Genomic DNA, 12,687 nt, shown 5'->3' with positions numbered 1-12,687 from the left:
AGATATTTTTTACTAAATCGCTTCAAAATTTAAATGGTCTGACCAGGCAAGTCAGGCTATTTCAAAATTCTTTTGACTAACTTCTTTTTAATAACCACATCATCCTCTTTAACAAGAACAGAATTTATTTTGCTTTTCTCTTCTTCAACCATTTTTGTTTGAATTATGTTTGTAATCTTATTAGTATCAACATCAGATGCTAAGGTTGAAAAAAACCACCAGTCAACACTATTGTATTCAACAAGTTCGGTTAATTCAAAACATTCAACTATGCTCACGATTTTTAAGCAATCCTGAGAAGCGTAATACTCTCTAAACATAATATAAAAAATATCTTCAGCAGGATACATTCTATAGCTTTCAGTAATTTTATTTTGTTCTAATAAATTTATTAAATCATCATGCACTTTGTTAAGGAACTCTTTTGCCTTAGCAAATGATATTTGTTCATCTTTCATTTTATCTTTACTCATAAAACCCTCCATTCTTATTTATAATTCCTTTAACGCAGATTTATTTTTATCAATATAATTCACATAAAACCTAATGGAGATTTTTGGAAGAACTAATTGTCAGAGTGAATTATGTCTTCACTAATCGCCGTGTAAGCAAGTCCCAGCACATGGGAAAAGACACTCTTAACAGGGCCATAGCGAAGCTTTGCGGTATTGAGCCTGGCAGGAAGAAGCAACCGCCCATGTTGAAGAAGCAACCGCCCAATGTTATGGGTGATATTGAATATTTTACTGTTCATGATCTGCTAAGAACGAGCCGGAGCTTACTATGCCACTACACCCGCTTCTCTTTACCCGCTATACGGTATTTGAGTCTCCAGCTTTTGGCTCCGTTTGGAAATATTTCAAGATACATACCACTACTATCGGCAAGTTTGTATGACTTTTCTTTTGGCTTAGCAGAGTCAATTTGTCGGGCTGTCAGCTTCATTTGGGGGCATCCAGTTGATTGAACCTGGCAATGCCCCCTATCCTGCCCTCAATCGAAACAAGAACGCAATAGGTGACCCTGGACCAAACTGGACCACAGAGAATTGTTATATTCTGATTTTAAAGGAAAAAGTAGACCAGAAAGGATGTTAACAGAAGAAAATATGGTACGCCCTACAGGATTCGAACCTGTGACCTACGGCTTAGAAGGCCGGTGCTCTATCCAACTGAGCTAAGGGCGCATGGAGATGGCACGGATTATACGTCGGGAAGCGGGTACGTCAACGTTTTTGCCGTTTCTCCGCAGCGAAGTGCTGCGGTAATGACCAATTGGCGTCAGTGACGCCTGCGCCATTCGCTGAGCGACACGAGTTTACTGTTGTCGGTAAATTCTCCTTCCAGCTCAATCCCTTGTGATGTGAAACGCGCATTGTATTGCTCACGAAGTGCATGCAGCGCCTGGATGTCCGGCTCCAGCTGGCGCAGAAAGCCCAGCGCGAGCAGCAGCTGCTGGCGGCTAATAAGCGGTGGAAAACCGGCTCGACTGAGAATCGCATGCCAGCGCTGGCTGTTCTCCTCGCTGCCGTCAACAATGAACACCTGCCAGATCAGCAGTACCGCTGCGCCATTATGCAGGTGCGTTTCATTATCCTTGCTGAGATAGTCGGTAAACTCTTTCGCCGCCTCTTTCCCCATCATAGAGATCATTGATTCCACCTGTACCGGTGGCAGCTGCAGCCGTTTGCTGAGCCGCTGAGCGGCGTGGCGTGAGCCAGCAGTGAGCAGCTGAAATCCAGCGACAAACACCACCGCCAGAGTAGCAAGCATTATCCAAATCATTACATCGTCCCCGGATTGTCCTGCAGATATCATACGCATGCAGGCTGGCACTCGTCGCGACGAAAAAGCCGGAAAGCACATACGCGGCTGAAACTGTAACTGACAGCGCGCCGCGCTTCTGACAAAATACCCCCCTTCCCCGATTCAACACAACACAGTGGATTTCCTCTCTGATGGCAGCAAAAATTATTGACGGTAAAACGATTGCGCAGCAGGTGCGCGTTGAGGTTGCGGAAAAAGTGAAGCAGCGTCTGGCCGCCGGAAAACGCGCGCCGGGTCTGGCAGTGGTTCTGGTGGGTGAAAACCCGGCATCGCAGATCTACGTGGCCAGCAAACGCCGCGCCTGTGAAGAGGTCGGTTTCCACTCCCGCTCTTACGATCTGCCTGCCACGACCCGCGAAGCTGAGCTGCTGGAGCTGATTGATGCGCTCAATCAGGACGACGAAATCGATGGCATTCTGGTGCAGCTGCCACTGCCAGCCGGCATTGATAATGTCAAAGTGCTGGAACGCATCACGCCTGATAAAGATGTCGATGGATTCCACCCTTATAACGTTGGTCGCCTCTGTCAGCGCGCGCCAACCCTGCGTCCCTGCACGCCACGCGGTATCGTGACGCTGCTGGAGCGCTACAACATTGACACCTACGGCCTGAATGCCGTGGTGGTTGGCGCATCCAACATTGTTGGTCGTCCGATGAGTATGGAACTGCTGTTGGCGGGCTGCACCACGACCGTCACTCATCGCTTTACCAAAGATCTGCGCCATCACGTTGAGCATGCCGATCTGCTGGTCGTTGCAGTGGGTAAGCCAGGGTTTATTCCGGGTGACTGGATCAAACCGGGCGCCATCGTCATCGACGTGGGCATTAACCGGCTGGAGAGCGGCAAAGTGGTGGGCGATGTTGATTTTGACAGTGCATCCGAGCGCGCCTCCTACATTACCCCGGTGCCGGGCGGTGTGGGCCCAATGACAGTAGCAACACTGATTCAAAACACGCTGCAGGCGTGCGAAGAGTTTCATGATAAAGAGGTGGTTTAAATGACAAGTTTTTCACTGGGTAAATTCCCGCACGTCGATCTGTGTGACCTGCTGAAACTGGAAGGCTGGGTTCAGAGCGGCGCACAGGCGAAAGTCGTGATTGCCGAGGGTGAAGTGAAGGTCAACGGTGCGGTAGAAACCCGCAAGCGCTGCAAAATCGTAGCCGGTCAGACCGTGGAATTCGCGGGTTTCCGCATTACTGTGGTCGAGTAATTTCCGGGCGTCCCTGCGGGGACGCTGTTACACCCGCTCATCCCCCTTTACGCATGTCTCCCCTTCCCGCTGTTCCAGTGCAATATGATTCACCGCCGTATGCTGCGCTATCAACGTCGCGAGCCGGGGTGAATGGCTGGTGATCCAGAGCTGACTGAACTCGCTGGCTTCGGCGATTAAGCGCGCCAGCGCAGGCAACAGATCTTCATGCAGGCTGTTTTCCGGCTCATTCAGTGCCATAAAGGCAGGCGGACGCGGGCTGAGCAGTGCGACAACCAGACAGAGAAACCGCAGCGTGCCATCAGAAAACTCGGCGCTCTCCAGCGGACGCAGAATGCCCTGGCGCGACATCAGCATCTGGAAACGGCCATTCTGCACATCGACATCAAACTGGCTGTCGGGAAACGCCTGTTCCATCACCTCAGACAGGAGTTCGGAATGACCACGCTCAACAATGGTCGCCCAGGCCGCCGCCAGATTGCTGCCATCATGGCTCAGCACCGGCGCACGCACGCCAATCTGCGGTGCCCGTATCGGTGAGCCAGGCCAGACGGCGAACTCATGGTAGAAGCGCCACTGCTGCAGACGTTCGCGCAGCTGCGAAAGCTCCGGATAGCGATGCGGTTCGCCAAGCTGACCAAACAGCGACTCTTCGGGATGCAGCACCGCCGGATAGGCGACGCGCTCGCCCTCAACGTTGTGCAGAAAGGCGGTCTGATTTTCGCGCTGCATAATACAGGCGGAAGGACGGCGCTGCTGACCGCTCAGCCAGAGTAGCTCCTGCTTCACCAGCGGATCGAGATTAAACAGGCTGGTCACCAGCGGCTCGGGAAAGCCAATCTCCAGCTGGTAATCCATGTCATCCATCACCACGGCCAGCTCCAGCCGCTTTGGATCGTGTCGGCGATCGCCCCGGCGTAAGCCGCCCGCCCACATCGCTTTCTGAATGCCGCCTTCTTCAGCCAGCGCCAGTGCCAGGCGACCGCTGGCCGCCTCATGCAGCAGCCGCACCGCTTTGTAGAGGTTGGATTTACCGCAGCCGTTGGGACCGCTCACCACATTCAGCTGCTGCAGCGACAGCGTCAGGTTACGTATCGAGCGGAAGCCGCGGATCTGAATCTGTTCAATCGCCATAATAAAAAAGGGCGATTGCTCGCCCTCTCCGGTTTATTTTCGACGCCAGCTGGAGCCCTGTGGCCCATCCTCGACGATGACACCCAGCGCATTAAGCTTGTCGCGCGCGATGTCCGCTTCCGCCCAGGCTTTGGCGGCGCGCGCATCGGCACGGGCTTTCACCCAGTGCTCAATCTCGGCAACCTCTTCGTCATTGACCTGCGCGCCGCTTTGCAGAAACAGCTCAGGATCCTGCTGCAGAATGCCCAGCACGTTGGCCATCTCGCGCAGCTTCGACGCCAGCCCGTGCGCTGAAGCGCCATCTTCACTTTTCAGGCGGTTCACTTCACGCGCCATGTCGAACAGCACCGAATAGGCTTCCGGAGTGTTGAAATCATCATCCATCGCGCTGCGGAACCGCGCTTCGAACGCTTCGCCGCCGTGGGCAGGCACGCTGCTGTCGGTGTGACGCAGTGCCGTATAGAGACGCTCCAGCGCCGCACGCGCCTGATTCAGGTTATCTTCGCCGTAGTTAAGCTGGCTGCGATAGTGACCGGACATCAGGAAGTAACGCACCGTCTCCGCATCATAATGTTGCAGCACGTCACGCACGGTGAAGAAGTTACCGAGCGATTTGGACATCTTCTCGCGGTCAACCATCACCATGCCGGAGTGCATCCAGTAGTTGACGTAAGGACCGTCATGGGCGCAGCTCGACTGAGCGATTTCGTTTTCATGGTGCGGGAACATCAGATCGGAGCCGCCGCCGTGGATATCGAAATGGGTGCCCAGCTGTTTGCAGTTCATTGCCGAGCACTCGATGTGCCAGCCAGGACGACCGTTGCCCCACGGCGATGACCAGGCTGGCTCATCCGCTTTGGACATTTTCCACAGCACGAAGTCCATCGGGTTGCGCTTCACGTCGGCGACTTCAACGCGCGCGCCCGCCTGCAACTGCTCCAGATCCTGACGCGACAGTGCGCCGTAATCGGTGTCGCTGAGGACATCAAACATCACGTCGCCGTTCTCCGCCACATAAGCGTGACCGCGAGCGATCAGCGTTTCCACCAGCTCGATAATCTCAGCGATGTGACGGGTAGCGCGCGGCTCCTCATCGGGCGGCAGAATCCCCAGCGCGGCGAAGTCGTTGTGCATCTCGCCAATCATGCGGTTAGTCAGGGTTTCGATGCTCTCGCCGTTTTCGTTGGCGCGCCTGATGATTTTGTCATCAATGTCGGTGATGTTACGTACATAATTAAGCTGATAACCGAGGTAACGCAGGTAGCGCGCCACCACGTCAAACGCCACGAACGTCCGCCCATGACCAATGTGACAGAGGTCATACACCGTGATGCCGCAAACATACATCCCGATTTTACCGGCATGAATGGGTTTGAATTCCTCTTTCTGTCGACTCAGGGTGTTATAAATCTTAAGCATTGAACGGTTCCGTTTTCGCGTGTGGTTGGCACTTTTAAGTATCCAGACATTGTGCCGTATTTTTATCGCTCGCGCGACGCAAAGCAAGCCAACTGCGCCGCGCTGCTGACGCGTCATTGGAAATTATGATATAAGAACGGTCGACAAAAAGGGGGACGCCCATCGACAGAGCGACCTCAGCAACTGATGACAACCTTTACAGGACGACAAAAATGGTAACTTTCCAGACGAACCATGGCGATATCGTAATCAAAACTTTCGATGATAAAGCGCCGGCAACCGTACAGAACTTCCTGGATTACTGCCGTGAAGGTTTTTACGACAACACCATTTTCCACCGCGTAATCAACGGCTTTATGATTCAGGGCGGCGGCTTCGAGCCGGGCATGAAGCAGAAAGAAACCAAAGCCGAAATTCAGAACGAAGCCAGCAATGGCCTGAAAAACACCAAAGGTACGCTGGCAATGGCACGTACCTCTGCGCCGCACTCTGCGACCGCACAGTTTTTCATCAACGTAGCTGACAACGACTTCCTGAACTTCCGTGACGAAAGCGTTCAGGGCTGGGGCTACTGCGTGTTCGCTGAAGTGGTTGAAGGTATGGATGTGGTCGAGAAGATCAAAGCGGTCTCTACCGGCCGCAGCGGCATGCACCAGGATGTGCCAAAAGACGACGTCGTTATCCAGAAAGTGACCGTCAGCGAGTAATGTCGCGCACGCTGTTTATCGCAGATCTCCATCTGTGTCAGGAAGAACCGGCGATTACCGCCGGTTTTCTGCATTTTTTACAGCGCGAAGCGCCCCACTGCGACGCGCTCTATATTCTCGGCGATCTGTTTGAAGCCTGGATTGGCGACGACGATCCCAATCCGCTGCATCAGCAGGTTGCCCGCGCCCTGCGCGCCCTGCCGGTTCCGGTTTACTTTATCCATGGCAATCGCGACTTCCTGATTGGCCGACGCTTTGCGCAGGCCTGCGGCATGACGCTGCTGCCGGAAGAGCAGGTGCTGACGCTCTACGGCCGTCGGTTGCTGATCATGCATGGCGATACGCTCTGTACCGACGATGCGGGTTACCTGCGTTTTCGGGCCAAAGTGCATAATCCCTGGATCCAGCGGCTGTTTCTCGCGTTGCCGTTGTGGATCCGTAAACGCATTGCCGCCCGGATGCGCGCCGACAGTAAACAGGCCAACCAGCATAAATCCCAGACCATCATGGATGTGAATCAGGAAGCGGTCGTCGCCACTATGCTGCGCCAGCAGGTGCCGCTGTTAATCCACGGTCACACTCATCGCCCGGCGATTCATACGCTGAGCCTGCAGGGTGAAACGGCGCAACGCGCAGTGCTGGGTGCCTGGCACAGCCGGGGTTCCATGATCCAGCTCGACGCCAGTGGCATTCAGCTTATCCATTTCGACTTTTAATCTGCGGTTAAATCCACGACCTTAAGCCCGACGCAACCGTTTTCCTTGCGTGCTTCTCATGCTATTCTCGGTGCCCTTCAAAACCTGTCCGCCCGGCCAGGTCTGTTTGTTCATTCACAGGAGTTGACCCCATGTCATCCAACGCCCCGGCCCGCATCGCCATTGTTATGGGTTCCAGAAGTGACTGGGCCACCATGCAGTTCGCCGCTGAAATCCTCTCCAGCCTGGACGTCCCTTTTGATGTTGAAGTGGTCTCTGCGCACCGCACCCCGGATAAACTGTTCAGCTTCGCCGAAACGGCAGCCGACAAGGGTCTTCAGGTGATTATTGCTGGCGCAGGTGGCGCGGCACATCTGCCGGGTATGCTGGCGGCAAAAACGCTGGTGCCAGTGCTGGGTGTGCCGGTGCAGAGCGCAGCACTGAGCGGCGTCGATAGCCTCTATTCGATTGTGCAGATGCCGCGCGGTATTCCGGTCGGTACGCTGGCGATTGGCAAGGCGGGCGCAGCCAATGCCGCGCTGCTGGCGGCGCAGATTCTGGCGCTGCATGACAGTGCGCTGGCGTTACGCCTGACCACCTGGCGTCAGAGCCAGACCGATGAGGTGCTGAACCATCCCGATCCGCGGGTGGATGCATGAAGCCGGTTTGCGTACTGGGCAACGGCCAGTTAGGTCGTATGCTGCGTCAGGCGGGTGAACCCCTGGGCATCGCGGTTTATCCGGTGGGCTTAGACGCCGATCCTACCGCGCTCCCTATCGCCGACAGCGTGATCACCGCCGAAATCGAACGCTGGCCGGAGACGGCGCTGACGCGTGAGCTGGCCAGCCATCCGGCCTTTGTTAACCGCGATATCTTTCCGCGTCTGGCGGATCGTCTGACGCAGAAACAGCTGCTGGATCAGCTGGGACTGGCCACCGCGCCGTGGCAGTTGCTGGCAGATAAAAGCGAATGGCCAGCGGTGTTCGACTCGCTGGGCGAGTTAGCGATTGTGAAAAGCCGCACCGGCGGTTACGACGGCCGGGGTCAGTGGCGTCTGCGTGCTGATGAGACTCACACCCTGCCGGAGGCGTGCTACGGCGAATGCATCGTTGAGCAGGGCATCAACTTTTCCGGTGAAGTCTCACTGGTGGGGGCGCGCGGTCACGATGGCCAGGTGGTGTTCTATCCGCTGACGCATAACCTGCATCAGGATGGCATTCTGCGCACCAGCGTTGCGCTGCCGCAGGCGGATCAGGCACAGCAGCAGCAGGCCGAAGCGATGCTGAGTGCGATCATGCAGGAACTGAATTACGTCGGCGTAATGGCGATGGAGTGTTTCATTACGCCAGCTGGATTGCTGATCAATGAGCTGGCGCCGCGCGTCCATAACAGTGGGCACTGGACGCAGAACGGTGCGTCGATCAGCCAGTTTGAGCTGCATCTGCGCGCCATTCTTGGCCTGGCATTACCGCAGCCGGTGGTGTTTGCGCCGTCGGCGATGGTCAATCTGATTGGCACCGACGTGAATCTGAGCTGGCTGCAGCAGCCGCTGGTGCATCTGCACTGGTATGACAAAGAGGTGCGTCCGGGTCGTAAAGTGGGCCATCTGAATCTGACCGACAGCGATACAGAACGGCTCAGGGCTGCCCTTAATGCGCTGGTGCCGCAGCTACCGGAAGCGTACGCCAGCGGCATCGCCTGGGCGGTTGAAAAACTGTAATCCTCCGCACCTGAGTCTGGAAATGGCTTTACCAGGCAGCTCAGAAGCTTAATGCGATGGGAGCATACGCCTGGAGCAAAGCATCGCGCCGCCCGGCTAAAAACGCCGGGAGCGTTTTTGAACAACGCAATGCGTTGGCCCGGCTACGGGCGCACCTCAGGGATGAGCAGCGTAATCGCCCGCGCTGAGCCTGCCATGGATGGCGTTTTTGCGGAGGGCGTATGCTCCCTGAGCCAGCACCTTACCGTCGAGCGCTACGGGTGCTAACTCACGCCGCATCAAACTTCCTGAACAACGCTTTCCCTTTGAGTAATCGGATCCCCAGCCAGCCACCGCACAGCGATAACAGCAGCGCGCCACACAACGGCAGCGCCAGCCACAGGGTCCAGTCAGGCTGCCACGGGAAGTCGAAAATCTTAGTCTGTAATCCCCACAGCGCCGCTTCTGCCCCCATCGCCGCCGCCACGCCGGAGACCACGCCGAGCAGGGCAAACTCACACCACAGCGTCGTACGCAGCAGGCGTTTACCGGCACCCAGCGTGCGATAGACCACCAGCTCCTGACGCCGCTGGCGCATACCGACCTGAATCTGCGCCAATAGTAGTAACACACCACAGGCGGTCACCAGCACCACCATGATCTCCAGCGCCTGGCTGACCTGCGCCAGCACCTGACCGATCTGCCGCATAATGCTGCCGATATCCAGCAGACTCAGCGCCGGAAAAGCACGGTTAAGCTGCGCCAGCAGAACAGGATTCGCCTCCATGCGGAAGCTGGTGAGCCAGGTCTGCGGCTGGCTGTCGAGCGCGCCCGGCGGGAAGATAAAGAAGAAGTTCGGCTTCAGGCTTTCCCAGTCCACTTTACGCAAACTGGTAATGCGCGCGCTGAAGGTCTGCGTATCGCCATCGAACGTCAGGGTATCGCCGAGCTTCAGCCCCAGCCGATCCGCCAGTTCCACTTCCATCGACACTTCACCCGCTTTGGGTGGCCAGTTGCCTGCCACCAGTGGATTATGATCCGGGCGATCGGCCAGTTCCGTCAGGTTGAGTTCACGGTTCAGGGCGTTATCCAGCTTCGGATCGGCCGGTTTGCCGTTGAGTTCACTGAGCCGCACCCGCGCAATCGGGTAAAAGGTCCCGGGCGTGATCTGATGCGACTGCAGGAAATCACGCACCTGCGGCACCTGATCTGCCGTCATGTTCAGCAGGAAGAAGTTCGGGCTATCCGCCGGTAACTGCTGCTGCCAGCGATCCAGCAGATCGCCACGCATTACCAGCAGCAGCGCCAGCAGCATGAACGACAGCGAAAAGGCCGCAAGCTGGCTCAGCGTCATGCCGGGCTGGCGCAGCAGCCGGTTGATCGCCAGTCGTAACGCCAGATTGCGCACTACCAGCCGACGCAGCAGCAGCAGGGTTCCCCAGCCGAGTAGTGCCAGCAATCCGGCCAGCACCACCACACCCGCCAGCAGCGCCCAGAGCATTTTACTGCCGCCAACCAGCAGCGCTAACAGCGTCACCACCACCGCGATCATCACCGGAATATAGATCTTCAGCGGCCAGAGATTCGCCACCGCATCACGTCGCAACACCCGCAGCGGCTGCGTCGCCAGCAGCAGACGATAGGGACGCAGCCCCACCAGCAGCGAAATCACAAACAACGATCCCACCGCCCAGATCCATGGCCAGACGCTGGCCGCCGGTAAGCTGGCAGGCAGCACGGGTTTCAGCATCGCCATCAGGATCGCTTCAACGCCCTGCCCCACCAGACCACCGGCAATCGCCGCCAGCAGCAGCACCGCCAGCCACTGACCGATGATCAGCCGCTGCAACGCGCCGTGCGTCGCACCCAGGGTTTTCAGCACTGCCACCAGATCGTAGCGGCTGCGGCAATAGTGGCTCATGGCGACCGCCACGGCCGCAATCGCCAGCATCAGCGTCAGCAAGGCCGAGAGCAGCAGGAACTGCTGTGCCCGCTGCATCGAACGGCCCAGTGCATCTTCCGAGTTCTCCACGCTGATCCAGCGCTGGTCCGCCTTCAGTTGCGGTTCAATCCAGCGGTCATAGCTGGCCAGCTGATCGGGATTACCGGTAAACTTATAGCGCCAGGTGATGCGGCTGCCTGGCTGAATCGCACCGGTTTTGGCGGCATCCGCCAGATTGATCAGCAGACGCGGCGCCATCTCAAACGGGTTAAAGCCGCCATCCGGCTCCTGGATCACCTCGCCGCTGATGCGCAGCTGGGTGTCACCCACTTCCAGCGTGTCGCCCACTTTCAGGTTCAGCAGCGCCATCAGGCGCGGTGCCGCCAGCGCGGTACCCGCCTGCGGCCTCAGCCCCGGTGGCTGCGTCTGCAGCGTGCCAAACATCGGGTAGCGATCGTCCACCGCTTTTACTGAGGCAAGCTGCGGGGACTGATCGGCAAAGGTCATGGTCATAAAGGTCAGCTGACGGCTCACCGTCAGACCGCTTTCAGCCGCTTTTGCCAGCCAGGCTTCTGGCGCTGCATCACTGCTGCGCAGCGTACGGTCGCCGGCCATAAAATCACGGCTCTGCTGATTCAGCCCTTTTTCCATGCGATCGCTGATCGACCCCAGCGCCAGCACGCAGGCCACCGCCAGCGTCAGCGCAAGCCAGACAATCAGCAGCGAGGGCGAACGCCACTCGCGCCAGAACCAGCGCCAGATCATTGCTCCTCCCACAATTTACCGTCGCGCAGCCGCAGGCGACGATCGCAGCGCGCCGCCAGTTGCTCGTCATGCGTCACCAGAATCAGCGTGGTGGCGAAATCGCGGTTAAGGGAAAACAGCAGATCGGCAATGCGGTCACCGGTTTTACGATCGAGATTGCCGGTCGGCTCATCGGCAAACAGCAGACCAGGACGGCCACTGAAGGCGCGGGCCAGCGCCACCCGCTGCTGCTCGCCGCCTGAAAGCTGGGCGGGCAGATGATGCAGACGTTCACCCAGTCCGAGCAGCGTCAGAAGCTCTCTCGCCTGTTCACGGCTCTGGCGATCGCTGTCGCCGCGCAGCAGCGATGGCAGCTGCACATTCTCCTGGGCATTCAGGGTTGGCACCAGCATAAATGACTGGAATACAAAGCCGACCTGCCGGGCACGCAGGGCCGCACGCTGCTCTTCGTTCATCTGGTGCAGCGGCTGCCCCAGCAGATGGACTTCGCCACTGCTGCCATCGTCCAGCCCGGCCAGAATTCCGAGCAGGGTTGACTTGCCGGAACCGGACTCGCCAATCAGCGCAATGGTCTCAGCTGGTTTGACAACCAACTCAACTCCGGTAAGGATGGTTAACTGATGCTCTCCCTGACCGACGGACTTAGTAAGATGATGAACTTCAACAATGTTTTCCGCTGGCATTATCCCTTCCTGTTATTGATTCTTCTGCTGGTGTCGCGTCTTGCTGCTGCAGATACGCTGATGGTGCTGGGCGACAGCCTGAGTGCGGGCTATCGCATGTCTGCCACTGCGGCCTGGCCCAGCCTGCTTGATAAGCAGTGGCAGCAAAAACCTAAAGTGATCAACGCCAGTATCAGCGGTGATACGGCTGCACAGGGGCTGGCGCGCCTGCCCGCACTATTAAAACAGCATCAGCCGCAATGGGTGTTAATCGAATTGGGCGGTAACGATGGTTTGCGCGGTTTCCCGCCCGACGCTATCGCGCAGAATCTGAGTAAAGTTATCGACGATGTTAAAGCCGCCAATGCGAAGCCGCTGCTGATGCAGATTCGTCTGCCTGCCAACTATGGCCGCCGCTATACCGAAGCGTTCAGCGGCATCTATCCCGGATTAGCGCAGCAGCATAACATTCCTCTGGTGCCCTTTTTCATGGAACAGGTTTATCTGAAACCCGAGTGGATGCAGCAGGATGGCATTCATCCTAATCCTGATGCCCAGCCTTTTATCGCCCAGTTAATGGCAAAAGACCTGGCCCCCTTAGTTAAGCAGCCGTAGCGCGCCGGGATG

General features: G+C 56.9%; 13 protein-coding genes, 1 tRNA gene and 2 pseudogenes. 8 read left to right on the top strand and 8 right to left on the bottom strand.

The window, feature by feature from the left end; genetic code table 11:
• Positions 1 to 56: 56 nt before the first annotated feature.
• Entirely contained in the window at positions 57 to 473 is a 417-nt protein-coding gene (locus GVJ63_RS17395) for a hypothetical protein (protein WP_159227166.1), read from the bottom strand.
• Positions 474 to 583: 110 nt separating this feature from the next.
• Between GVJ63_RS17395 and GVJ63_RS22385 the strand changes: the two are divergent.
• Positions 584 to 781, top strand: a pseudogene (locus GVJ63_RS22385) (hypothetical protein); the annotation flags it as partial.
• 11 nt (positions 782 to 792) lie between these two features.
• Here the strand turns inward: GVJ63_RS22385 and GVJ63_RS17385 are convergent.
• From GVJ63_RS17385 to GVJ63_RS17375, 3 genes and pseudogenes are all read right to left on the bottom strand, one after another.
• A pseudogene (locus GVJ63_RS17385) lies at positions 793 to 945 on the bottom strand (Arm DNA-binding domain-containing protein); the annotation flags it as partial.
• 164 nt (positions 946 to 1,109) lie between these two features.
• Positions 1,110 to 1,186 (bottom strand) — tRNA-Arg (locus GVJ63_RS17380).
• Between the two features lie 94 nt (positions 1,187 to 1,280).
• On the bottom strand, positions 1,281 to 1,784 hold the full coding sequence (locus tag GVJ63_RS17375; RefSeq protein WP_029519430.1) for a DUF1198 family protein: 504 nt from the start codon (positions 1,782 to 1,784) through the stop codon (positions 1,281 to 1,283).
• A 173-nt stretch (positions 1,785 to 1,957) separates the two neighbouring features.
• Between GVJ63_RS17375 and folD the strand changes: the two genes are divergently transcribed.
• Together folD and ybcJ are read left to right on the top strand one after the other, a co-directional pair.
• Entirely contained in the window at positions 1,958 to 2,824 is an 867-nt protein-coding gene (gene folD, locus GVJ63_RS17370) for a bifunctional methylenetetrahydrofolate dehydrogenase/methenyltetrahydrofolate cyclohydrolase FolD (protein ID WP_010671240.1), read from the top strand.
• Positions 2,825 to 3,037 (top strand): ribosome-associated protein YbcJ, encoded by a 213-nt coding sequence (gene ybcJ, locus GVJ63_RS17365; RefSeq protein WP_003849455.1) that lies wholly within the window; start codon positions 2,825 to 2,827, stop codon positions 3,035 to 3,037.
• 27 nt (positions 3,038 to 3,064) lie between these two features.
• Here ybcJ and GVJ63_RS17360 read toward each other — a convergent pair whose 3' ends face one another.
• Positions 3,065 to 4,171: an AAA family ATPase gene (locus tag GVJ63_RS17360; RefSeq protein ID WP_159227165.1), complete on the bottom strand. Its 1,107-nt coding sequence runs from the start codon at positions 4,169 to 4,171 to the stop codon at positions 3,065 to 3,067.
• Positions 4,172 to 4,204: 33 nt separating this feature from the next.
• A complete protein-coding gene (cysS, locus tag GVJ63_RS17355) occupies positions 4,205 to 5,590 on the bottom strand; it encodes a cysteine--tRNA ligase (RefSeq protein WP_039388349.1) in 1,386 nt (461 codons plus the stop codon).
• A gap of 212 nt (positions 5,591 to 5,802) precedes the next feature.
• Here cysS and ppiB point away from each other — a divergent pair, with 212 nt between their 5' ends.
• The 4 genes from ppiB to purK all read left to right on the top strand — a co-directional run bounded on the left by ppiB (position 5,803) and on the right by purK (position 8,712).
• On the top strand, positions 5,803 to 6,297 hold the full coding sequence (gene ppiB / locus GVJ63_RS17350) for a peptidylprolyl isomerase B (RefSeq protein ID WP_010259052.1): 495 nt from the start codon (positions 5,803 to 5,805) through the stop codon (positions 6,295 to 6,297).
• Positions 6,297 to 7,013: a UDP-2,3-diacylglucosamine diphosphatase gene (gene lpxH, locus GVJ63_RS17345; protein ID WP_060679605.1), complete on the top strand. Its 717-nt coding sequence runs from the start codon at positions 6,297 to 6,299 to the stop codon at positions 7,011 to 7,013. Before ppiB ends, lpxH begins: the two co-directional genes overlap by 1 nt.
• 131 nt (positions 7,014 to 7,144) lie before the next feature.
• A complete protein-coding gene (purE, locus tag GVJ63_RS17340; protein WP_010259054.1) occupies positions 7,145 to 7,651 on the top strand; it encodes a 5-(carboxyamino)imidazole ribonucleotide mutase in 507 nt (168 codons plus the stop codon).
• A complete protein-coding gene (gene purK, locus GVJ63_RS17335; RefSeq protein ID WP_159227164.1) occupies positions 7,648 to 8,712 on the top strand; it encodes a 5-(carboxyamino)imidazole ribonucleotide synthase in 1,065 nt (354 codons plus the stop codon). The genes purE and purK overlap by 4 nt, the downstream gene beginning before the upstream one ends.
• Before the next feature lie 268 nt (positions 8,713 to 8,980).
• Here the strand turns inward: purK and ybbP are convergent, their stop codons facing one another.
• Together ybbP and ybbA are read right to left on the bottom strand one after the other, a co-directional pair.
• Positions 8,981 to 11,398 (bottom strand): putative ABC transporter permease subunit YbbP, encoded by a 2,418-nt coding sequence (gene ybbP / locus GVJ63_RS17330; protein ID WP_132499487.1) that lies wholly within the window; start codon positions 11,396 to 11,398, stop codon positions 8,981 to 8,983.
• Positions 11,395 to 12,081 (bottom strand): putative ABC transporter ATP-binding protein YbbA, encoded by a 687-nt coding sequence (ybbA, locus tag GVJ63_RS17325; RefSeq protein ID WP_010259059.1) that lies wholly within the window; start codon positions 12,079 to 12,081, stop codon positions 11,395 to 11,397. The genes ybbP and ybbA overlap by 4 nt, the downstream gene beginning before the upstream one ends.
• Here ybbA and tesA point away from each other — a divergent pair.
• Positions 12,049 to 12,675: a multifunctional acyl-CoA thioesterase I/protease I/lysophospholipase L1 gene (gene tesA, locus GVJ63_RS17320; RefSeq protein ID WP_010671236.1), complete on the top strand. Its 627-nt coding sequence runs from the start codon at positions 12,049 to 12,051 to the stop codon at positions 12,673 to 12,675. The genes ybbA and tesA overlap by 33 nt on opposite strands.
• The last annotated feature ends 12 nt before the right edge of the window (positions 12,676 to 12,687 follow it).

The organism is Pantoea sp. 18059 (genome assembly GCF_902706165.1).
Taxonomy (GTDB): Bacteria; Pseudomonadota; Gammaproteobacteria; order Enterobacterales; family Enterobacteriaceae; genus Pantoea; species Pantoea agglomerans.
This window is presented reverse-complemented; position numbering and strand designations above follow the sequence as displayed.

Coding starts and splice junctions, on each gene's coding strand:
- GVJ63_RS17395 (WP_159227166.1), bottom strand. CDS start 473: ATGAGTAAAGATAAAATGAAAGATGAACAAATATCATTTGCTAAGGCA.
- GVJ63_RS17375 (WP_029519430.1), bottom strand. CDS start 1,784: ATGATTTGGATAATGCTTGCTACTCTGGCGGTGGTGTTTGTCGCTGGA.
- folD (WP_010671240.1), top strand. CDS start 1,958: ATGGCAGCAAAAATTATTGACGGTAAAACGATTGCGCAGCAGGTGCGC.
- ybcJ (WP_003849455.1), top strand. CDS start 2,825: ATGACAAGTTTTTCACTGGGTAAATTCCCGCACGTCGATCTGTGTGAC.
- GVJ63_RS17360 (WP_159227165.1), bottom strand. CDS start 4,171: ATGGCGATTGAACAGATTCAGATCCGCGGCTTCCGCTCGATACGTAAC.
- cysS (WP_039388349.1), bottom strand. CDS start 5,590: ATGCTTAAGATTTATAACACCCTGAGTCGACAGAAAGAGGAATTCAAA.
- ppiB (WP_010259052.1), top strand. CDS start 5,803: ATGGTAACTTTCCAGACGAACCATGGCGATATCGTAATCAAAACTTTC.
- lpxH (WP_060679605.1), top strand. CDS start 6,297: ATGTCGCGCACGCTGTTTATCGCAGATCTCCATCTGTGTCAGGAAGAA.
- purE (WP_010259054.1), top strand. CDS start 7,145: ATGTCATCCAACGCCCCGGCCCGCATCGCCATTGTTATGGGTTCCAGA.
- purK (WP_159227164.1), top strand. CDS start 7,648: ATGAAGCCGGTTTGCGTACTGGGCAACGGCCAGTTAGGTCGTATGCTG.
- ybbP (WP_132499487.1), bottom strand. CDS start 11,398: ATGATCTGGCGCTGGTTCTGGCGCGAGTGGCGTTCGCCCTCGCTGCTG.
- tesA (WP_010671236.1), top strand. CDS start 12,049: ATGATGAACTTCAACAATGTTTTCCGCTGGCATTATCCCTTCCTGTTA.
- ybbA (WP_010259059.1), bottom strand. CDS start 12,081: ATGCCAGCGGAAAACATTGTTGAAGTTCATCATCTTACTAAGTCCGTC.